A 20,790-nucleotide genomic window follows, 5' to 3' on the forward strand; every position below is an offset into this window, starting at 1 on the left:
TCAGCGCACCTCCAGCTCGACGGGGGCGATCCGGGGATGGGGCACCCGGACCCGGGGGCGGCGTACCCCGCCGCCCCGGTGGTCGTGGTCGGCCCGCCGGGGCGTCGGCACGCCCGCTGCCCGCTCTTGACCTCCGACGACCGCGCGGCCTCCGGCCGTCGGGTCGTCGCCGGTGGCGGCGCCCGGCCTCGGGTCGTCGAGGGTCGCCGCGGCAGCCTTCGGCCCGTCGGCGGTCGTGGCGCCGGGTCTCGGACGGGTGGCGGCAAGGTCCAGGGCGGGCCCGGTGAAGCGGGCCGCGCCGGCGCGGCGGCTTTTCGCGAAGGCCGCCGGGGCGGTCGCCGCGAACCGGGCCAACGGGTCGCCGCCCCCGGTGGCCACGCGCGCGGTGGGTCGCGGCGCGGGCAGCGGTCGGCCGGCCGCGTCGGGGTCGTCGATGACGACCCGGTCGTACGCCGCGTCGCCGCTCAGGTCGGCGAAGGTGGTCAGCGTGGCCGGCGGCAGCGAGGTGCCCTCCGGCAGTGCCACCGTGCGTCCGGCGGCCAGCGGTACGACGCCGGGCGTGGTGAGCTGCTCCTCGGGCGACAGGTCGCGGAACTGCCCGGGGGCGAAGTCATCGACGATCGTCTCGCCGAGCCGACCGGCGAGGGCGTCCTCGCCGGTGCCGACGCGAACCCCGGTCAGGGTGAACCGGTTGGCCCCGGTGATCCGGGAGGTGCCGATGCGTTGCAGGTCCGTGTCCAGCGGCAGCACGTTCTCCCGGACGCCCAGCAGCGCGCCGGGTTGCAGCAGCATCGGCCCGGTCCAGCCGGTCAGGTTCCGCAGCGTGACCGGTTCGCCGGCGCCGATCGCCCGGATCTCCCAGGCGTCGGGGGTGGACAGGGCCGCCTGGAGCGTGTCCCCGGCGTTGACGTAGGTGGGTTCGTGGGGGTGGGTGGTGTCCCCGTCGGTCCAGGAGAAGCGGCCGGACACCTCCCAGCACAGGAACTTGATCCTGGCCTCACCCCAGGCCTTCCAGGGGCCCGGGCCGCTGACGCCGATGATCAAATTGATCGCCAGCAGCTCCGTGTCGTGGTACTTCAGCGACACGGTGGCGCCGATCTCGGCGGTGAACCAGAACGGCTTGAACTGGAACCTCACGTCCAGCCACGCCCGGCCGTCGATGACGAAGCCGCCGCCCTCGAAGTGCAGCTTCAGCTCCGCGCCGAACTGGGCGGTGTTGCTGGTGACGGCCAGGTACGCCTGCAGGTCGATGCCCTTGCCGGACTTCTGCAGCGCGATGGTGAACCGTTTGACGGTGGGGAAGCCGGGCGGGGCGGTGAAGCGGGGGTGGAAACCGCCGATGGACACGGCGAACGTGCCGCCGGAGCCCCATCGGGCGCGCAGCGCCATCTCCCCGGAGACTGGGCGGCCGAACAGCTTCGAGTCGATCAGGGCCGCGTCGACGCTGATCTCCCGGCGGGCCACGTCGACGATGCCGGCGGAGTCGAGGCGGAACTTCCCGGCGGCCTTGAAGTCGATGACCAGCCGGCCGAGCAGCAGGATGCGGACCGGGTCGGGGAACTCCACCAGCACGGCCAGGTCGGCGACGACCTGGCCGCCGAGGAAGTTCAGCCGGACCATCGCGCCGAGCACGGTGCCGGTGGTGTCGACCGGGAAGATCCGACTCAGGGTGGCGATGACGGCGGGGGCGTTGCCGACCGGATCCTGGGGGAAGAGCAGCGCGTCGAGGGTGCCGGCGCGGGCGGCGGTGCGCACCTCCTCCGGGTTGGTGCGCCGGTTCCAGCCCACGATCAGGCCGAGGCCGGTGATGGAGATGCCCCAGAACAGCACCAGCCCGGGGAACCACTCGTAGGTGCCGGCGAGCAGCAGGGAGAAGGTGTGCCGGCCGTCGGCCTCGGCGAGCCGGCTGCCGTCCGGGTTGCGGGTGTTGAGGATCGCGGTGGCCTGGAGCCGGAACCCCTTCATCGGCGCGAGGGGCGTCGTGGAGGTCATGCCCAGTTGCAGGGCGCCGGCGTACATGCCGCGGGCCTCGTCGACGAAGAGATAGCCGCCACCGGAGACGATGCCGTTGTCCATCCGTAGCGCGACCCCGTCGGGCCCCTTGAACCGGGGGGTGAGGTCGACCGGCCCGAGGTTGCCGCCGCGGGCCTGCGTGCCGTCGCCGGCGGGCAGGGCGGGCGGGAAGGCCAGGTCGGCACGGACGCCGATGTTCTGCACCACGGCGTGCAGCGGTCCGAGCGCCGCGCGGACGGTGGTGCTGATGACGACGCTGACCGCCCGGGTGGCGGTGGACGCCTCCAGGGCGATCCGCAGCCCCTGCACCCCGATGCCGTGCCAGGACAGGTGGACCGGGTACTCGGCGGCCAGCGCGGCGGCCCCGGCCAGGTGCGCGCCGGTCCGCATCGACCAGGCCACACCGAGGTCGAGCCCGACCCGGAGCCCGTCGGCGGGCAGCAGCTTGGCCAGCAACCCGTCGCCGTCGCCGGGGCGGACCACCAGCTCGGCGCGGCCGGCGCGGACGCCCAGTTCGACGTCGTCGCGGCCGGCGCCGAGGCTGGCCCGGCCGGTGACGACGACCTGTCCGATGGCGAGGTGGGTGCCGTCCGGGGCGCCGAGCACCCAGCCGGGCTGGCCGGCAGGGGCGATCCGGGCGATCTCCGCAACCCACTTCACGGCGGCGGCGCCGCCGCTGACGGTCACCCCGGCCGTGTTGACGGCGATGGCCGGTCCGGCGCCGGCGAGGTCGGTGGCCACGTTCCAGTCGCCGATCGCGCCCTCCAGGTGTGCCTCGCCGGTCGGGACCAGGATCACCGTGAGCAGTCCGTCCCAGCTGGCGAGGCCGAGGGTGGCCCCGATGCCGAAGGTCGGGGTCCAGGGGGCCAGACCGGCTCCGGGCGGCGGCTGCCCGCCGGGCGTGCGCAGCCCGCCGAAGCGCAGCCGCAGCAGGTTGTCGGCGAGCCGTCGGCCCACCTCGCCCTGGTGGGGCCCGACGTCGGGGCGGACGCCCTGGTCGGCGTCGAGGCCGAGCGCGCGCAGGGCCCGGGCGAGCCGGGGCAGCAGCCGGGCGGAGAGCTCGGCGACCGCCTCCGGGGTGGTCACGCCGTCCGGGGCGTACAGCGTGCGCAGGTAGCCGCCGGGGTCGGCGACCAGGTCGACGACGCGTTCCAGGTGCAGTTCGTCGCGGCGGCGGGGGAGCCGGATCGGGGCGTCCCCGGGCGGCATCGGCGGGCTCGGCGGCGCCTCGGCGGCGGGGGTGACCAGGCCGAGCAGGTCCAGCAACGGGATCGACCAGGGCACCCGGCGCAGCAGGTAGGTCAGCACCAGCAGGTCGACCAGGTCGTCTGCGAGTTCCGTGGGCAGGCCGGGGGGCAGCCCTTCGGGCAGCCCCGGCGGCAGCGCGCCGATCTGGCCGAACGCCTTCCCGCCGGCCTCGCCGAGCGCGCGCAGCCCGTCGAGGCTGCTCAGCTTCAGGTCGTCGCGGGCAGCGGACAGGGTGTCCAGCGCCGCGCCGATGGTGCCCAGCCACTGCTCGAACCGGGCGGCGTCGAACCCGCTGGCCGCCTCCAGATCCCAGCCCAGCGCGCGCAGCAGCCGGGCCCGCCGCCACGGGTCGTACGCCGACAGCAGCGGCTCGGCCAGCAGCAGGACCTCGTCCCACAGCAGCGCGAGGGCGTTCTTCTGGTCGCTCATCGGTCCCCCTGTCCGTCCGCTCCGCCGGTCCCGCTGCCGGCCGCCGCTCCGGCGGCCCGGCCGTCGGCCGCCGCGGCCCGGGTCACGCCACTGTCCTCGGCGGCTGCCGCAGCCCCGGTCACGCCGTCACCCGCGGCAGGTCAGCCAGGTCCAGTCGCAGTGAGCCGCGGGTCGCCGAGAGGCCCTGCTCGGCGGCGGGCAGCGCCGGCACCGGCAGCGTGTAGCGCCGCCCGGTCGGCCAGGACGGCCAGCCGATCACCGAGGCCAGCGCGGCGGCGACCTCGCCGTCGGCGGCGACGACCTGCCGGACCGCGGTGACCAGCGCCGTCTCGTGCGCGTCGGTCCAGCCGGTGGGCGCGCCGGCGAAGTCCGGCCCGAGCGTCTTCGCCCGCACCAGCACCTGGTGCAGCTCGGTGGCGGCGCGGGGACGGGTCCGGAACTCGGGTTTCTCCGCCGCCGAGGCGGGTGGGCCGAGGGCGACCAGTTGGTGCGCCCGGTACTGCTGCCAGCAGGCCAGCACCGCCACCGACCGCTCCGAGGTGAACAGGTCGCCGATCCGCGCCCGGCGAGGTGTGCCGTCGGCGGCGGGCACGTCCGCCACCGTCGGGGTGACCGCCGGGTCGGGGGAGTCCCAGTCGGTGGCGAGCAGGTCGTGCAGCCGCTGCCGGGCGAACGTCCACAGCCCGCGCCGCACGCCGTCGTGCCCGCGCAGCGCGAGGGCGTACCGGTGCATCCAGTGCCAGGAGCGCAGGCCGAGCAGCTCCAGGGTGGTGCCGATGCCCTCGCGGGCCGCCCCGGTGGGGTCGGCCTGCGCGGCTCGGGCCCGCAGGACCCGCAGGTCGGTGAAGAGCAGTCCCGCGCCGTCTCGACCCCAGCCCGGCACGGCGGTCACGCCGCCCTGCCCGCCCAGGGCGTCGTACGCGTCGCGGTCGGTTCCGCGCAGGAACGCCAGGTACGCCCACAGCTCTCCGGGGTCGGCGGCGATGTCCAGCGCCGGCGGCAACGTGGTCGGGGCGACCAGCGGCCCGTGCGCGCGCCAGCCGAACGGACCGAACCGGATCACCGCCGGGTCGCAGGCCTCCACCGAGTCGAGCCAGCCGCCGGCGGCGTCCGGCACCCGGTTCTCCGCCACTGCGCGCAGCACCTTGAAGGTGGAGAGTTGCCGCGCGGCGCGTACCCCCGGATCACCGCCCGCCGCGATGGCGGCGGCCAGGTCGCCCAGCGTGGGGCCGGCGGTGTGCCCCTGCGGGCGGGGCAGGATGGCCTCGGGCAGCAGCTCCGACTCGGCGGCGAGCACCGGGCCGGACCACTCGGGGGCGGTGACGTGCGGCCGGTGGGAGCCCAGCCGGATCAGCTCCGGGTGGCCCTCGGGGGCGCTGCCCGCGCCGGGCGGGCGGCCGGTCACCACCCGCGAGTACAGCCGCTGGTCGGCGGCGGTCACCTCGTCGAAGATCCACACGTTGGGCGCGGCCAACCGCTGCGGGCTGTCGCCGGCCACCTGCCAGGACTCCACCACCACCGGGCAGCGCCACCGCTTCTGCAGCCACCGCTTCATCGCCACCTGGGTGGCCAGGTCGGCCACCCCGCTGACCGGGCCGAGGTAGCGCTCGGCCTCCGGCACGTCCACCGGCTGCAGCCGGTCCGACCAGCGCGGCGCGGTCGACCCGGCCGCCTCGACGGCGGTACGGGCGGCGCGGGCGTACGTCTGGAACTCGCGCACCGCCCAGTAGGTGACGATGCCGTACACCCCGTCGATCTCGCCCGGGGTGAGGAACCCCAGCGTGGCCAGGTCGTGCTGCAACCGGCTCACCCAGCGCTCGGTGACCAGCGCGGCCGGGCGCTCCACCCCGTCGTAGCGGGCCTTGGCGGTGGCGGTGGCGTCCCGGTCGTCGGGGCGCAGCAGCCAGCCGCCGTAGGGCGCGGTCTCGGTGAGCGAGCAGCCGTAGGAGAGGTCGACGGTGAACGTGCTCAGCGCGGCGGCGCGCTCTTCGCCCGGCAGGTGCCACCAGAGCCGCTGGGTGGCCGACTTGCACTCGCCGGCGGGCCAGTCGAACGTGATCTCGCCGAGGTTGTTGTAGCCGACGATCTCCTTGCCGCTCTCCCACGATCCCTTGTAGCGGTCCAGGTTGCGGGCCGCCGCCAGGTACTGGGCCAGGGCCTGGTCGCGGGGCAGACCTGCCGGGTCCACCACCGACTCGGGGGTGCCGTCGCGGCGTACCGTCGGGTCGGCCTCGTCGTGGCGGACGAACTCGACGTGCACGTTCCACTCCGGCTGCCGGATCAGTCGGCGCAGCGCGTCGGTGTCGCTGACGGCCGGACGCCCCGACACCCACCAGCCGGTGACGTCGTCGGCGGCGACGGTCACCTGCAGGCCGGCCTGCATCCGCTGCCCCTCCTTGTCGGGCAGTTCGTTGGCCCAGCCCACCAGGTCGATCCACCCGGTGACGTCGAGCAGCGGCACGTAGCCGACGTTGTGCAGCGCCCGGGTCTTCCAGTCCTCGTTGCGCAAGGCGCTGGCGACGAAGCCGGCGATCACCCCCTCGGTGCGGTTGACCCCCTCGTACGGCTTCGCCCGGTCGGGTCCGCACCCGTACGGCAGGACGGCCGAGTAGCGGATCCGCTCGGCCGAGCCGAAGTGGATGTCGCCGCCGAGCAGCACCAGCCGGCGTCGGCGTACCCCGTCGGGGCCGGCCGGCGCGGCGGCGAACAACCGCCCGAGAATCTTGTGGACGGCCGCGTCGCTGGACACCCACGCGTCCTCGGCGTCCGCCGTCCACCGGCCGGCGGTCGCCCGGGCCAACGGCTGCGCCACCTGCTCCAGGATCGGCACCCCGAACAGCGCCACCGGTTGCGCGACCACGGTCACCGCGTCGTCGCCGAGCACCCCGCCACCGGTGATCATTTCGTCGAGGGGTGCGTCGTCCAGCAGCAGCCCGCCCGGGTGGCCGGCCCCGCCCGGGAACTGCCGCCAGGTGCGGGTGTCCAGCGCGACGAGCTGGTAGCGCGGCCAGGTGACCGTGTAGTGGTAGGTCAGCGCGCCCGCCGGCCGGACCAGTCGTCCCTCGGGCGTCACGCCCGTGGGCAGGCCGAGCCGGGTCCGCATCGCCTGGTCGTCGGCGTCGCCCGGGGTCGCCGACCAGCCGCGCAGCGCCGCCAGCGTTGCCCGCCCCGGCTCACCCGCCGCGCCCGCCTCCGCGAACCGGTCCGGGGTGTTGCCCCAGGCCTGGAACACCGCGAACGCGGCCATCGCGTTGCGCACGATCCGCCGGCCCAGCGGGGCGTTCACCACCGCGTCGGTCACCCAGGAGCGGGTCATGTTCCAGTCGTCGGTGACCTCGTGGTCGTCGGCGACCATCAGCGTGGGCACGTTCGCCAGTTGCCGGCGCACCGCCGCCAGTCCGGTCCGGAACGTCCGCAGCCCCAGCGCCTGCCGCTGCCACCGCTCGTACCGGCCGATGATCTCCTTCTGCTGGGCGCTCGGCGTGTACGCCCGGCCGGCGCGCATCAGGTCGTACACCGTCTCGCCCGGCCGGCGGTCCTGCGGGTCCTTCAGGATCCGGGTGTCGGCGGGCAGCACGTGCTCGAACGCCGGCCAGCTCTCCGGCCACAGCACGTCCGACCAGACCATCAGGTACATGCACAGGTACTCGCGCAGCGACATCAGGTGGCTGTCGGCTGCGCCGGAGGTGAACTTCGCGTCCCGCTCGATCGTGGTGGCCCGCTTCCCCGGTAGGTACGCCGCGTCGGTGGGCTGTGCGCTGGTCCCGATCGGCAGCGTCTCCGGCGCCAGGCCGAGCCGCGCCGCCACCCCGAGGTACGCGGGCACCTCCGGCTCGCTGCCGCTGGCGGGGACCGCGGGGTGGCCGTGGACCAGCGCGATCAGCGGGTCGGCCACGTCGTCGGCGTAGATCTGGTCGCCGCCGAGCACCAGCTGGTGCGGCCGGAGCAGCGGGTCACCGCCGGCCGTCGCGATGATCGGGTCGAGGGCGGGGAACGCGTCGTACCCCTCGCCGTGCGGCTTGCGGCACGACCCGTGGAAGATCCGCAGGCGGTTCGGGTCGGCCGGCGGGGTGGCGAAGGTGGGGAACGCCGGCACCGCGCCGGGCGCCTGCGGGTGCCCCTGGTACGTCATCGCCTTCCGCGCGGTGGCCGCGTCGGCCGCCACGACTTCGGTGTCGAAGAGGCTGCCGGCACTCGCGCCGCCGGAGAAGGACAGGTCGTAGCCGTAGAGGGTGCCGGGCTGGAGGGTCACCCCGGCGACGGTCACCGCGACGACGTGCAGCCGGTCGGCGAGGCGTACGGTCGTGCGGCTGGCCGTACCCACGGTCGCGCCCCTGGCGAAACCCGGGCCCGGGCCCACCGCGAAGACGGTCAGCGTCACCGTGCAGTCCGCCTTCAGGGCGACGAAGACGGTGGCACTGGTCGGGTCGACCCGGCGCACGATGGGGCCGCAGAGCACCAGGGGCAGGCTGGACGGAACGGTCATGGTGGTCCCTTCGCCCTCGGTGCCACCTGCGCGGCGGGTCGGCCGGTGGTATGCCGAGGAGACGATCTCCCCCTCGAATTCAAGTCGTCGGGGGTCGGTTCGGACACCGGCGCATCAGGGGGAAGGTTCCGGCCGGCGGTTTGACAACCATCGGGCCGACGGTGTGGGGTGGTGCGCCGAGCGGACGGGCTGAGCGTCCACTCAGGTCCTTCTGCTGACGGGGACCCGACGCGCGCCTTGCCGCGGGGTTGCGCGGCGCGCTAGGAACGGGCCCGGCCTGGCGGCATCGGCGTGCTCCCGAATGGGCGAGGGCTACACACCGGCGCCGCCCGACGTGTCGGCCCCGCTCATATCCAGTGAGTTCTATATCACGTTAGCGTCTGCGCACGCCGACACCACCGCCGGCGCTCCCGGACGAGGAGAGCGTCTTGAAGACACCGCTGAAGGCCACCACCACCGTCCTCGCCGCCGTCCTGCTGCTGGTCCTGACCACCGCCGCCCCCGCCCAGGCCGCCACCCCGTCCACGAAAGCTCCGATCTCCGGGTCGCTGCGGGCCTACAACGTCTCCGGCGTCTACGTCGCCGGCGTCTCCTCCGGTGGCTATATGGCCACCCAGCTGCACGTCGCCTACTCGTCCCGGATCCGGGGCGCGGCGATCTTCGCCGCCGGGCCGTACTACTGCGCGCAGAACAACGTCTCCCAGGCGATCTACGGCTGCGGCGACAACCAGTACCCGACCAACCTGTCCGCCCTCCAGACGTACACCCGGACGTGGGCGTCCTACGGCTGGGTCGACCCGGTGGGCAACCTCTCCGGCGATCCCGTGTACGTCTTCCACGGCAACAACGACAACACCGTCAAGAAGTCGGTCACCGACGACCTGGTCCGCTACTACCAGCACTTCGGCGCCAGCGTGCAGTACGACAGCGCCTCGTCGGCCGGGCACGCCTGGGTGTCGCCGTACGGGACGGTGGGGTGCACCGCGACCGCGTCGCCGTTCCTCAACAACTGTGGGACCGACCCGCAGAACAGCCTGCTGCGCAAGCTCCTGGGCAGCGTCTCCGCGCCGAACACCGGCCCGCTCGGCGGCAGCCTCATCCGGTTCAGCCAGAACACCCACGCGGTCAACGGCTGGGCTCCCGGCCTGAGCATGGACGACAACGGCTTCGCCTACGTGCCGTCGTCGTGCGCGGCCGGGCAGTCGTGCCGGCTGCTGGTCGCCCTGCACGGCTGTCTCCAGGGGTACGGCAAGATCGGCACCGCCTTCGTGGACCGGGCCAACCTGAACCAGTACGCCGACACCAACAACCTGATCGTGCTCTACCCGCAGGCGAGCACCAGCTCCAGCAACCCGAACGGCTGTTGGGACTGGTGGGGCTACCTCGGCGCGACCAACTACCCGATCAAGGGTGGCGCCCAGGTGGAGACCATCATGAACATGGTCCGCCGACTGGACGGCTGAGCCGCCGCGTCACCGACGGTGCCGCGGGTGCGCGCCGGACGGCACACCTAACTGCGGCCGCGCCGCCCGTCGAAGGGCGCCACCGGGTCGGCGACCTGTTCGAGTTCCGCCGGGAGTTGGGCTACGACGTCGTCGTAGTCGCCGGGCGGGATGGTCTCGCGGAGGGTGTCGAACACCGCCCGCATGCCGATCTCGGCCAGCGCCGGCTCCACCTCGGCGCGTCCACTGACCCGTTGCACGAAGACGTCGAGGCCGAACCGCTCGCCGGTCTCGCTGGAGGCGAACGCGTACGCCTTGAGGTCCTCGGGAAGCTGGGTGGCGAGGTCACGGGCCTCGCCCCCGTCTATCCGTTCCGCCAAGGTCCGCAGCGTGGCCCGGGTGAGGGCGGTCGCTCGCGCCGATGACGTGTTCGCCCGCTTCGCCACCATGCCGATGAAGTCGTTGCTGTCCACGTTCGGAGCCTTCCTCTTGGCCGATGGCGGCTTCTACCCGTGCACCACCACGGCAAACGGCGGTGCGCGCGCGCACACCCCGGCGGCCCCGCGCCGCCCTGGTCGCGAGGTGAGCTTCGGGACTCAGGCCGCATATCGGTGGTTACCGGATGGCGACCGGGTTTCCTGGCTACCGTAGGTGCGGAGCCGGTCAGCGGCGAGCGGCCCGGTCGATCGGCCGGACGGCCCCCGCGTCGAGGGCTGGCCGAAGAAGCCGATCGCTGGAGGCGACAGCGGTGACGATGGAAGCAGAGCGCACTCTCGGCGAGGAGCAGCTCACCCAGCTGGCTGAGGTCGCCGCCCAACTGCGGGTGGATTCGATCCGGTGCAGCACCAAGGCCGCGTCCGGGCATCCGACGTCCAGCCTTTCCGCCGCCGACCTGCTGGCGGTGCTGATCTCCCGGCACGTCCGCTACGACTGGGCAGAGCCGAGCAATCGCGCCAACGACCACCTGATCTTCTCCAAGGGCCACGCCTCGCCGCTGCTGTACGCGGTCTTCAAGGCGGTGGGTGCGATCAGCGACCAGGAGTTGGTCGACACCTACCGCCGGTTCGGGTCGCGTCTGCAGGGGCATCCCACCCCGGCGTTGCCCTGGGTCGACGTCGCCACCGGTTCGCTCGGTCAGGGGCTGCCGGTCGGCGTCGGTATCGCGCTGGCCGGCCGGTACCTCGATCAGCTGCCGTACCACGTGTGGGTGCTCTGCGGCGACAGCGAGACGGCCGAGGGCTCCGTCTGGGAGGCGCTGGACAAGGCCGGCCACTACGGGCTGCGCAACCTCACCGTGCTGGTCGACGTGAACCGGTTGGGGCAGCGGGGGCCGACCGAGCTGGAGTGGGATCTGGACACCTACCGGCGGCGGGTCGAGGCGTTCGGCTGCCAGGCGATCGTCGTCGACGGCCACGACCTGGCCGCGATCGACGATGCGCTCGGCCGGGCCCGGCAGGCGACCGGTCCCACCGTCGTGATCGCCCGCACGGTCAAGGGCAAGGGCGTACCCGAGATCGAGAACAAGGTGGACTGGCACGGCAAGCCGCTGAAGCCCGATCTCGCGGAGCGGGCCATCGACGCTCTCGGCGGGGTACGCCAGATCCGCATCACCGGGCCGCAGCCCGAGCCCGCCCCGCCCACCGGCGCCCCCGCCGCTCAGCCGCTCCAGCTGCCGCGCTACGACCGGGGCGCGAAGGTCGCCACCCGTAACGCGTACGGGGACGCGCTGCGCGCGGTGGGCGTGCGGCCGAACGTGGTCGTCCTCGACGGTGAGGTCAGCGACTCCACCCGCGCCGACCGGTTCACCGACGCCTACCCCGACCGCTACTTCGAGATGTTCATTTCGGAGCAGCAGATGGTCGCCGCGGCGGTCGGGTTGCAGGTGCGCGGGTACCGCCCCTTCGCCTCGACGTTCGCGGCGTTCTTCTCCCGCGCCTACGACTTCGTCCGGATGGCCGGCGTCTCCCGGGCCGACATCGCCCTGTCCGGGTCGCACGCGGGCGTGGAGATCGGGGCGGACGGTCCCTCCCAGATGGGGCTGGAGGACCTGGCCGCCATGCGCGCCGTCCAGGGGTCAACGGTGCTCTATCCCAGCGACGCCGTCTCCTGCGCCGCTCTCGTCGCCCAGATGGTCGACCGCAAGGGCGTCAACTACCTGCGCACCACCCGAGGCGCGCACCCCGTGCTCTACGACAACGACGAACCCTTCCCGGTGGGCGGCAGCAAGCTGCTGCGCGGCGGCGACGACGACCGGGTCGCGCTTATCGGGGCCGGGGTGACCGTGCACAACTGCCTGGCCGCCGCCGACGAGCTGGCCTCCGCCGGGATCAACGCCCGGGTCATCGACCTCTACTCGGTCAAGCCGCTGGACCGGGAGCGGTTGCTCGCCGCCGTCCGGGACACCGGCGGGCGGCTGGTGGTCGTCGAGGACCACTACCCCGAGGGTGGCCTCGGGTCGGCCGTCCTCGAATCGCTGGCCGACCTCGCCGAGCCGATCCGGCTGACCCACCTGGCGGTACGCGGGCTGCCCACCTCCGGGACGCCGACCGAGCTGATGGACCAGGCGGGGATCGGGGTCAGCGCCATCGTGGCGGCGGCGCGCGCCTCGGTCTGAGGGGCTTCCCCGCCCGCGATGCGGCGCTGGTGGCGGGCGGCCTCGCGCGGGGGCCGTTTCAGCCATCCGCTCGCGGGTACCCGCACGGTCCGGTGCGAGAGGGGGTCCGAGGTGAACCACGCGGAGTTCATCCAGGCGGTGGCGTCGCGACCTGGGGTGTTGCCGTCGCAGGCCGAGCCCGTCACCCGTGCCACGCTGGAGGCGTTGGCGGAACGGATCAGTGGCGGCCAGGCGCGGGACCTCGCCTCGCAGCTTCCCGAGGAGCTGCGGGTCTACGTGTCCGCACCCGACGACGACCCCGTACCGTTCGGGCTCGCCGAATTCTTCGAGCGGATCCAGGCGCGGGCCGCGGTGGATCTTCAGGCGGCGACCGACGGTGCGCGCGCGGTGCTGGACACGCTGCGTGCGGCGGTCAGCGAGAAGGAGTACGGGGACTTCGTCTCCCAACTGCCGAAGGAGTTCTGGCAGCTCACCGGGCCGGCGGCCACCCGGCTCGAACCACGCCGGATCGGCACGTAGGCGCGGGTTCCGCGTCAGTCGCCTGGGCGAGCGAACGTCAGTCCGCCGCGATCCGTCAAGGACGCATGAGTGGGCGGCGCCGGGGGCACAGTGACCCGGTGGACGACGTACTGGACGAGACAACGCCCTGGGCGGCGGACGTCGGGGAGCGGGCGACGGTCCGGGTCGTGGTGGTCGGGGAGCCGGGGCTGCTGCGTACCGCCGTGGCCGCGGTCCTGGCCGGCACCCCCGGGTTCGAGCTGGCGGGGGAGTGCGACCCGGCTGACGGCGTCGCGGAGGCGGTCGCCGCCGGGCGGCCCGACCTGGCCCTGGTCGACCTCGACGCGGTGCGGGACCCGTCGGCCCTGACCGGACGCCTGCACGCCCGGTTGCCGGAATGCGCCGTGGTCGTGCTGACCGCCCGGCGCACCGCGCGGGTGCTGCGCCGGGCGCTCGGTGCCCGGGTGCGCGGGGTCATCGCCAAGGACGTGCCGCCCGACGAGCTGATCGACCAGCTCCGCGCGATCGCCGACGGGCAGCTGATGATCGATCCGTTGACCGCGCTGGCCGCGCTCGACGCGGCGGTGAACCCGCTCAGCGAGCGGGAACGGGAGGTCGCTGCCGCCGCCGCCCGCGGGCTGCGCACGAAGGAGATCGCCGCCCGGCTCCACCTGGCCCCGGGCACCGTCCGGAACCACGTGTCGACCCTGTTGCGCAAGACGGGCGGGCGGAGCCGGTGGGACGCGATCCAGCGCGCCCAGGACGCCGGCTGGATCTGACGACACGCGGACCGGGGTGTCGCGCCCGAGGTGATTTCAATAGGATTCCTGACCGTGCGTCATCGTTCGCGCACGTCACGTCAACAACGGGGGTTGATGACGGGGAGTCTGCATGGTCCGCACCCTGCTCGCGCTCAAGGGCGCACTCGTCCGCGGCGCGCTCGCCCAGCTGCTCGACGCCGAGGACGACATCGACGTCGTCGGTGAGGCGGACACGCCGGACGAGCTGCGGTCCGCCCTGCGAGCCGAGCGTCCCGACGTCACCGTCGTCGACGGCGACCTGGTGACCGCGGACCAGCTCTGCGACCTGGCGTCCGACCGGCCCGCCGACGGCCCGGACGGCGGCCCGACCGGGCGGCTGCTGGTCCTGGTCCAGCAGCGCCGTGCGGCCCGGCTCGGTCCGGTGCTCGCCGAACACTGTCGACGGATCGGCTTCCTCAGCCACGACGTGGCCCCCGGGCGGATCGTCGAGGGCGTCCGGCAGCTCGCCGACGGTCAGGTGGTGCTCGACCCCCATCTGGTGGTCGCGGCGCTGGAGGTGGCCGACAGCCCGCTGACCCCGCGCGAGCGGGAGGTGCTCGACGTGGCGGCCGAGGGCCACCCGGTGCGGGACATCGCGGAGCGCCTGGTCCTGTCCGCCGGGACGGTCCGCAACCACCTGTCCCGGATCATGGCGAAGACCGGCGCCCGTACCCGGCTGGAAGCGGTGCGGATCGCCCGGGAGTCGGGCTGGATCTGAGCAGGTCCGCCTCCCCGTAGCCGACCAGTTCCCGGTACGCGGCCGAGCGGTCCAGCAGGCCCCGGTGGCTGTCGAGCAGCGCGGCCCGCCCGTCGAGCAGCAGCACCCGGCGGGCGCGCAACGCCGAGCTGACCCGGTGCGCGATGACCACCAGCGTGCCGGGCCGGTCGGCGAAGGCTTCCTCCAGCCGCGCCTCGGTCGCCGGGTCCAGGTGGCAGGTCGCCTCGTCGAGGATCATCAGGGGCGCGGGGGAGAGCCAGGCCCGCAGCAGGGCCAGCTGCTGACGTTCCCCGGCGGAGAGGTCCGCCGGGCGCAGCGTTGCGTCGTAGCCGCCGAGCCGGTCCACCAACCCGGTCAGCCCGAGCCGGGTCGCCGCCCGGGTGATCGCCGGGTCGGGCAGGTCGGGCCGGAGGTACGTGAGGTTCTCCCGCACGGTGCCGGTGAAGACGTACGCCTCCTGCGGGATCAGGACGCGCCGGTCGGCCAGTTCCGCCGGCGTGGCCCCGGCCACCGGCACCCCACCGACGCGTACCGTGCCGGCCTGCGGCGACAGCACCCCGGCCATCAGCCCGGCCAGGGTCGACTTGCCGATCCCGCTCGCGCCCACGATCACCAGGTGGTCCCCGGCCGGCACGTCGAGGTCGAGTCCGTCGAGCACCGGGTCGGCGTGCGGACCGTACCGGAAGGTCACCCCGCGCAGGGAGAGCGCCGGCGCGGTCTGCCGCGGAATCCGGGCGGTGGCCGGCGCCGGGGTGCGTACCGGCACATCCGCGCGCAGCAGCCGGTCGAGGGTGACGGCGAACCGCAGCCCGCCGGCGGCCACGCCCTGCACGAGGGTGTGCAGGGCGGGTTGCACCCCACGCACGACGTAGATCAGGGCGCCGAGCACCGCACCCGGCCCGAGGCCTTGCCGGACCAGCCACGGGGTGGCCAGCAGCACCACCGGCACCGGCACCCACCCGCCCACGGCCAGGGTCAACCCGCGGGTGGCCGCCATGGTGGCCAACCGTCGCTCCACCCGCGCCTGGTCGTCGACGTACCCGCCGACCCAGCGGGTGGTCCGGTCCCGCGCGCCGCTGACCGTGACGTCGCGGTGGCCGGCCACGGCGGTGACCGCGGCCCGGCCCAGCCGCTCGTCGGCCAGCACGTACTGCCGCTGCCGGGCGATCATCGCCGGCAGGGCCGCCGCGAACAGCCCCAGGCCGGCCAGCACCGGCACCGTCACCAGCAACGCGACCGGCGCGGCCAGGGAGAACAGGCCGACGACGGCGGCGCCGGCGGCGAACAGGAAGCCGCGCACCACCATCAGCAGGCCCGCGTAGGTGTCCCGCACCATCTCCACCTGGTGGGTCAGCCGGGCCACCGCCGCGTCGTCGCCGCGACCACCCGTCGCGCCGGCCAGCGCGCCGGCGACCACCCGGCGCAGCAGGTCGTCGCGGAACGGCTCCACCACGTCGCCGAGCAGCGCGTACGCACGGTTGGTGCCCACCGCGCCGACGAGGACGGCGGCCGCGAGCAGGCCCAGCCAGAGCAGCCCGGTCGCCGGGCGCCCGGCCAGGAAGCCGTCGTCGACGGCCCGCGCGGTGAGCAGCCCGGCCAGCCCCGCCGGCAACGCCTCGGCCACCGACCAGCCCGCCAACCGGCACAGCTCGGCGCGGCGCGCCCGCAGCGCGGCCCGGGTCACCTCGCCGACCGCGCTCACGCCCGGAACACCGCCCGGTAGTCGGGGTCGTCCCACAGCACCCGGTGCGGGCCGACCGCGCGGACCCGCCCACCGTCCACCCAGGCCACCAGGTCCGCCCGCGCGGCCATCCCGACCCGGTGGCTGACCACGATCCGGGTACGCCGGTCGCCCGGCCCGGTCAGCGTCCGGGTCACCCGGTACTCGGTGACGGTGTCCAGGCTGGACGTGGCGTCGTCGAGGACCAGCAGCCGTTCCGCGCGCAGCGCGCGGGCCAGCCCGAGCCGCTGCCGTTCCCCGCCCGACATGGCGACCTCGGCCAGCGGCGTGCGCCAGCGTCCGGGCAGTCGCTCGACGAAGTCGTGGATGGCCGCCGCCCTGCTCACCGGCACCGGGTCGGCGCCGCACCCGACCGCCTCGCCGACCGTGTCACCGACCAGCACCGGCCGCTCGAACCCGTAGCCCACCGCCGCGTGCAGCGCCGCCGGGGCCAGTTCGGGCAGCGGCACGCCGTCCAGGCGTACCTCGCCGGAGTCCGGGTCCCGCAGTCGACCGGCGACGGCGGCGAGCAGCGACTTGCCCGCCCCGGACCGCCCGACGACGACGAGCAGCGTCCCACCGGGGACCCGCAGGTCGACCCGGTCGAGCAGCGGACGGCCGTCGTCGCCCCGCACGCTCACCTTCCGCAGCTCCAGCTCGCCCGGCCCGGGGGGCAGCGTCCGGGTGCCGTACCGGCGGGCCGGTTCACCGAGCACGTCGGCCGCGCGCCGGCAGCCGGCCCGTACCCGGACCGCCTTGTTCAGGGCGCCGACCACGGTGCCCAGGCCGGCGCCGAGCGCCGCGTACTGGAGGGCGGCCAGCAGCTCGCCGGGGGTCATCCGCCCGGCGGCCAGCGACAGCCCGCCCACGGCGACGACGGCCAGTTGCAGCAACGGGTTGACCACCGCGCCGCGGGTCGCCGCGCCGGCCAGCACGGTCCAGGTCCGCGCGCCGTGCGCGCGCAGCGCCGCGACCGGAGTCAGCACCCGCGCGACCTCCCGGTCGGCGGTGCCGGCGGCGGCGATGGTCCGCGCCCCGGCGAGGGCCTCCACCATCCGGCCGGCGAGTTCCCCCTGGGCCTGCTGGTAGCCGGCGACGGCGGCCGAGGCGTCGGCGACGAAGCTGCGCAGCAGCACGCCGAGCAGCAGGAGCCCCACCACGAAGGTGAGGCCGAGCCACGGGTCGATCAGGGTGAGCGCCACCAGGCTGCCCAGCGGCGGCAGCAGCACCGTGCCGGCCAGTACGACGGTCGGGGCGGCCTGCCCGGCGTCGGCCACCTGGCCCACCAGCCGGCCCACCAGGTCGCCCACCGGACGGCGGGCCGCGATCCGCGGATCGAGGGCGAAGAGGTGCCGGGCCAGCGTGTGCCGCAGCCCGGCCACCGAACGGGCGGTGGCCGCGCCCGTGCCGTAGTCCCGTACCGCGTCGGTGGCGACCAGCACGGCGATCAGCCCGACCACCCCGGCGAGCCAGTGGCCGGACGAGGCGCCCGGCGCCGTACCGACGGCGGCGTCGACGGCGCGGCCCAGGATCGCGGGCAGCGCCAGCTCGGCCGCCACGCCGACCACCGCGACCACGGCCAGCACCGGGGTCCACCAGCCGGCGGACCCGACGGCGCGCAGCAGGAGCCGGGCGGCCGGGGTCATCGCACCTCCTTCACGCCGCGGCCCCGGACCGGCGTGAACCGGCCCGGGGCCAGGCGAACTGATCGTCAGTGGCAGGTGGTGACGCTCAGCGAGCTGTCACCGCAGAGCAGCAGGCTGGCCTGGCTGCCGCCACCGGTGCGCTCGGCGGCCGGCAGTTCCATTCCCTGGAGGTCGAGCAGAGCCATGTCGGTTCCTCTTTCTCTCGTGGTGCGGATTGGGCTGGTCGGGTGGTCGTCGGGTCGACGACCGCCACCTCAGTTGCAGGTCGTGACGCTCAGCGAGCTGTCGCCGCAGAGCAGCAGGCTGGCGCGGCTGCCGCCACCGGTACGCTCGGCGGCCGGCAGCTCCATCCCCTGGAGGTCGAGCAGAGCCATGTCGTTGCACCTCCTTCCACATGAGTCGGGTCGGTCGGCCCCGGGGTGACCCGGGGAGCTTCGGTGGCCGGTCAGCCGGCCGATCCCGCCGGCGTCGCGTCCGGCAGCGGCCTCAGGTCCGGCAGCGGCCTCGCCTCCGACGGCGGATTCGCCTCGGGCAGCGGCGTCAGGAACGGCAGCCTGGCCGCCTCCGCCGGTCGGGTCGCCGCGAGGGCGGTGAGTACGCCGGCGGTGCCGGTGGCCAGGTCCATGGAGAGCCGCAGCAGCTGGTCGCCAGGGAAGGCGGTCAGCCCCCGGTACGGCAGGGCGTGCCAGCTCAGCAGTCGGGTCTGCTGCCGTGCCGGGTCGTACTCGCCCCGCCCGGCCAGGTAGGTGACGATCCCCGCCCGGCCGGCGAAGAGGCCGGACTGGGCGTAGAACGGGGAGTCGGCGCAGCGCCGGATCGCCGCCGCAGCGGTCTCGAACCGCTGGTCCGGGCGGTGGCGCAGGTACTGGTCGAGCACGAGGCCGATGCCGACGCTGCCCTCGGCGAGGTACGGCATGGTCCGCCAGCCCTCGTTGACCTCCAGGTGGCCGGCGTCGCGCTGCACGCATCGGCGCAGGTCCTGGCGGAGCGCGGTGGCGGCGTGGTCGAGCAGCACCGGGTCGGGGTCGAGTTCGTACCTGCGCAGCAGCATCAGCGCCACCCCGGCCCCGCCACGGGTCAGTCCCGCGTACGGGTGCCGGCCGCCGCTGATTTCGGCGACCGAGTCGACGTCGCCGAGCCGCTCGACGACCAGGTCGACCGCCTGCCGCGCGGCGTCGGCGTACCGTCGCTCGCCGGTGACCCCGGCGAAGTGGGTCAGGTTCAGCGCGACGCCCGAGAGGCCGCCGATCAGGTCGTTGCCCAGGTCCGTCCACGGCTGGTCCAGGCAGAGGTCCAGCAGTCGCAGCGCCTCGTCGCGGTGCCCGAGCCGGTCCAGCACGTACGCGATGCCGTGCAGCCCGTCGTAGAAGCCGAGCCGGCTGCCGGAGGCGGGTTCGCGTACCCGGTCGATCAGCCACCGCTCGTGCTCCGGCTCGGTGGGCGCGCCGCTCGCGTGCAACGCCCACAGCACCCCGGCCGCGCCGTGGGCGAGGTTCAGCCCGCCGTCGCTGCCCGTGAACTGCCGGATGTCGCCGGGAAATAGTCGGTCGTCGCGGTGCGGGGTGGCGCTGGCGGCGATCGCGGCGGCGAGGCGGTCGCGCAGCCCCGGCCAGTCGTCCGGGTCGACCCGGACGGCACCGCTGGTGCCCGCCGGCGACGCGGCCTGTTCGTCCGGCGCCCCAACGTGGCCGTCCGGCGGCTCGGCCCGGCCACCGACGATCACGGCGACGGTCTCGTCGAGCAGGTCGCGGGGCACGGGGAAGTTCTCGGCCACCACGTCGGCCAGGTGCGCCGCCTTCTCCGGGGCGAGCCGCAGCATCGCCGTCAGCGGCAGGAAGAGCGCCAGCCGCAGGCAGGCCAGGGCGTACCGGTCGACGTCGAATCCGGTGCGGTCGCGCGGGGCGGCGAAGGCCTGGTTGCGCAGCGCCGGCCGGCCCGCCGCGTCGGCGGGCGCGGCGACCTCGAAGTCGACCAGCGTGGCGGTCCCGTCGTCGCCGACCATGACGTTGAACATGTGCAGGTCGCCGTAGACGATCCCGTGTGCGTGGATGGCGTCCACCGCCTCGGTCACCTGCCGGTGCACGTCCAACGCCCAGCCGGTGTACGCGGCCCGGTCGGCGTCGAGGTGGACCAGCGGGTAGCGCTCCACCACCAACTGATTGAGCGGGCGACCCTCGACGAACCCCAGGGCCAGGAACTCGTGCCCGCCGAAGCTGAACTCGTCGTGCACCCGCACCAGGTGCGGCACGTCCGCGAGCTGCCGCAGCACCTCGGCCTCCCGCCGCAGCCGGGTCACCGCGTCCGCGCCGGTGGCGTCCAGTCCCGCGTACGGCCGGGCCTCCTTCAACACGACCCGGTCCCCGGTACGGGTGTCCCGGGCCTCGTACAGGCCGCCGCCGTTGGAGAAGTGGATCACCTTCTCGATCCGGTACGGCAGCTCGGTGGTGCTCGCCGCGTTGCGGGCGGCCAGGTGCGGGGCGAGGAAGTCGGGCAGGGTGACCCACTCCGGCACGTGGAAGACCGGGTCGCGGCGGTCCGGCACCAGGGTGCCGCTCGCGTCCTCGATGGCCGGCACCACCTGCCCGTCCGGGGAGAGGCAGTACCGGGCGGCGAAGCCGCCGTAGCGCAGGAAGACCGGGCCGTCGCCGTAGCGCAGGTCGCTGAGGATGTACGGCCCCTGCTCGCCGTCGAGCAGCGCCGCCAGTTCCTTGGCGGTCAGCTCCAGCTCGGCGTCGTCGCGCGGGTAGACCGTGATGAACTTGCCGCTGCCGGCGCGGCGAGCGTACTTGCTGTTGCGCATGAGCAGCATCCGCGGCCCGCGCAGGTGCTTGAACGGGATGCCGCGCGGCTGGCAGTAGTCCATCACCCGGGTCAGCACCCGTTCGGCGTTGTCCAGCCGGGCCGACACGTGGATCTTCCAACCCTGCTGGGGGAGCGAGCCGTCGACCGGGCCGTGGATCAGCCAGTCGTCCTTGACCTCGCACTCCCAGCCGTCCGGCACCGGGCGGTCCGTCGCGTAGCCGGCGACCACCGTGCTCGCGCTGGCCAACGAGTCGTAGAAGAGCGGATCGACCGCGCAGTACGAGTCGTACCGTTCATCCATGTCGCCTGCCTCCACCGCCTGATCGGTTGAGGTCCATCCTGCGGACGGCCGAGAGGCGTGCGAAGTGCGATGA

13 protein-coding genes are annotated in these 20,790 nt (G+C 74.5%); 5 read left to right on the forward strand and 8 right to left on the reverse strand.

From position 1 onward, the window contains the following. On the reverse strand, positions 1-3,690 hold the full coding sequence (locus tag FHX75_RS03620) for a DUF6603 domain-containing protein (protein ID WP_154936647.1): 3,690 nt from the start codon (positions 3,688-3,690) through the stop codon (positions 1-3). Positions 3,691-3,808: 118 nt separating this feature from the next. Continuing rightward, on the reverse strand, positions 3,809-8,176 hold the full coding sequence (locus tag FHX75_RS03625) for a peptidoglycan-binding domain-containing protein (protein ID WP_154936648.1): 4,368 nt from the start codon (positions 8,174-8,176) through the stop codon (positions 3,809-3,811). 428 nt (positions 8,177-8,604) lie between these two features. On the opposite strand from FHX75_RS03625, the gene FHX75_RS03630 reads away from it, so the two are divergent. Then, on the forward strand, positions 8,605-9,639 hold the full coding sequence (locus FHX75_RS03630; RefSeq protein ID WP_154936649.1) for an extracellular catalytic domain type 2 short-chain-length polyhydroxyalkanoate depolymerase: 1,035 nt from the start codon (positions 8,605-8,607) through the stop codon (positions 9,637-9,639). A 47-nt stretch (positions 9,640-9,686) separates the two neighbouring features. On the opposite strand, the gene FHX75_RS03635 is transcribed toward FHX75_RS03630, so the two are convergent. Next, a complete protein-coding gene (locus FHX75_RS03635; protein ID WP_154936650.1) occupies positions 9,687-10,091 on the reverse strand; it encodes a DUF2267 domain-containing protein in 405 nt (134 codons plus the stop codon). 281 nt (positions 10,092-10,372) lie between these two features. Between FHX75_RS03635 and FHX75_RS03640 the strand changes: the two genes are divergently transcribed. The 4 genes from FHX75_RS03640 (at position 10,373) to FHX75_RS03655 (ending at position 14,248) form a co-directional block, all read left to right on the forward strand. Next, a complete protein-coding gene (locus FHX75_RS03640; protein ID WP_154938743.1) occupies positions 10,373-12,232 on the forward strand; it encodes a transketolase in 1,860 nt (619 codons plus the stop codon). Between the two features lie 111 nt (positions 12,233-12,343). After that, positions 12,344-12,751, forward strand: a complete 408-nt coding sequence (locus tag FHX75_RS03645; RefSeq protein WP_246157584.1) for a DUF2267 domain-containing protein — start codon at positions 12,344-12,346, stop codon at positions 12,749-12,751. A gap of 98 nt (positions 12,752-12,849) precedes the next feature. Then, entirely contained in the window at positions 12,850-13,509 is a 660-nt protein-coding gene (locus FHX75_RS03650; RefSeq protein WP_170285277.1) for a response regulator transcription factor, read from the forward strand. 112 nt (positions 13,510-13,621) lie between these two features. Further along, complete coding sequence (locus FHX75_RS03655; RefSeq protein ID WP_154936653.1) at positions 13,622-14,248, forward strand: response regulator transcription factor; 627 nt, start codon at positions 13,622-13,624, stop codon at positions 14,246-14,248. Here the strand turns inward: FHX75_RS03655 and FHX75_RS31915 are convergent. From FHX75_RS31915 to lanKC, 5 genes are all read right to left on the reverse strand, one after another. Continuing rightward, the gene (locus FHX75_RS31915) at positions 14,178-15,950 is read right to left on the reverse strand and encodes an ATP-binding cassette domain-containing protein (protein ID WP_154936654.1); all 1,773 of its coding nucleotides are present in this window, start codon (positions 15,948-15,950) and stop codon (positions 14,178-14,180) included. The genes FHX75_RS03655 and FHX75_RS31915 overlap by 71 nt on opposite strands. Then, the gene (locus tag FHX75_RS03665; RefSeq protein WP_154936655.1) at positions 15,947-17,614 is read right to left on the reverse strand and encodes an ABC transporter ATP-binding protein; all 1,668 of its coding nucleotides are present in this window, start codon (positions 17,612-17,614) and stop codon (positions 15,947-15,949) included. The genes FHX75_RS31915 and FHX75_RS03665 overlap by 4 nt, the downstream gene beginning before the upstream one ends. 65 nt (positions 17,615-17,679) lie before the next feature. Continuing rightward, complete coding sequence (locus tag FHX75_RS03670) at positions 17,680-17,799, reverse strand: SapB/AmfS family lanthipeptide (protein ID WP_091302793.1); 120 nt, start codon at positions 17,797-17,799, stop codon at positions 17,680-17,682. A gap of 69 nt (positions 17,800-17,868) precedes the next feature. Beyond that, a complete protein-coding gene (locus FHX75_RS03675; RefSeq protein WP_088647629.1) occupies positions 17,869-17,988 on the reverse strand; it encodes a SapB/AmfS family lanthipeptide in 120 nt (39 codons plus the stop codon). A 71-nt stretch (positions 17,989-18,059) separates the two neighbouring features. Then, positions 18,060-20,717: a class III lanthionine synthetase LanKC gene (gene lanKC, locus FHX75_RS03680; protein ID WP_154936656.1), complete on the reverse strand. Its 2,658-nt coding sequence runs from the start codon at positions 20,715-20,717 to the stop codon at positions 18,060-18,062. Positions 20,718-20,790: the final 73 nt, after the last annotated feature.

This window comes from Micromonospora palomenae (genome assembly GCF_007829925.1).
Classification (GTDB): Bacteria; Actinomycetota; Actinomycetes; order Mycobacteriales; family Micromonosporaceae; genus Micromonospora; species Micromonospora purpureochromogenes.

What these genes read in the sequence shown, in the direction of transcription:
- FHX75_RS03620 (WP_154936647.1), bottom strand. Translation starts at nt 3,690, where the DNA reads ATGAGCGACCAGAAGAACGCCCTCGCGCTGCTGTGGGACGAGGTCCTG.
- FHX75_RS03625 (WP_154936648.1), bottom strand. Translation starts at nt 8,176, where the DNA reads ATGACCGTTCCGTCCAGCCTGCCCCTGGTGCTCTGCGGCCCCATCGTG.
- FHX75_RS03640 (WP_154938743.1), top strand. Translation starts at nt 10,373, where the DNA reads ATGGAAGCAGAGCGCACTCTCGGCGAGGAGCAGCTCACCCAGCTGGCT.
- FHX75_RS03655 (WP_154936653.1), top strand. Translation starts at nt 13,622, where the DNA reads ATGGTCCGCACCCTGCTCGCGCTCAAGGGCGCACTCGTCCGCGGCGCG.
- FHX75_RS03665 (WP_154936655.1), bottom strand. Translation starts at nt 17,614, where the DNA reads ATGACCCCGGCCGCCCGGCTCCTGCTGCGCGCCGTCGGGTCCGCCGGC.
- FHX75_RS03670 (WP_091302793.1), bottom strand. Translation starts at nt 17,799, where the DNA reads ATGGCTCTGCTCGACCTCCAGGGAATGGAACTGCCGGCCGCCGAGCGC.
- FHX75_RS03675 (WP_088647629.1), bottom strand. Translation starts at nt 17,988, where the DNA reads ATGGCTCTGCTCGACCTCCAGGGGATGGAGCTGCCGGCCGCCGAGCGT.
- lanKC (WP_154936656.1), bottom strand. Translation starts at nt 20,717, where the DNA reads ATGGATGAACGGTACGACTCGTACTGCGCGGTCGATCCGCTCTTCTAC.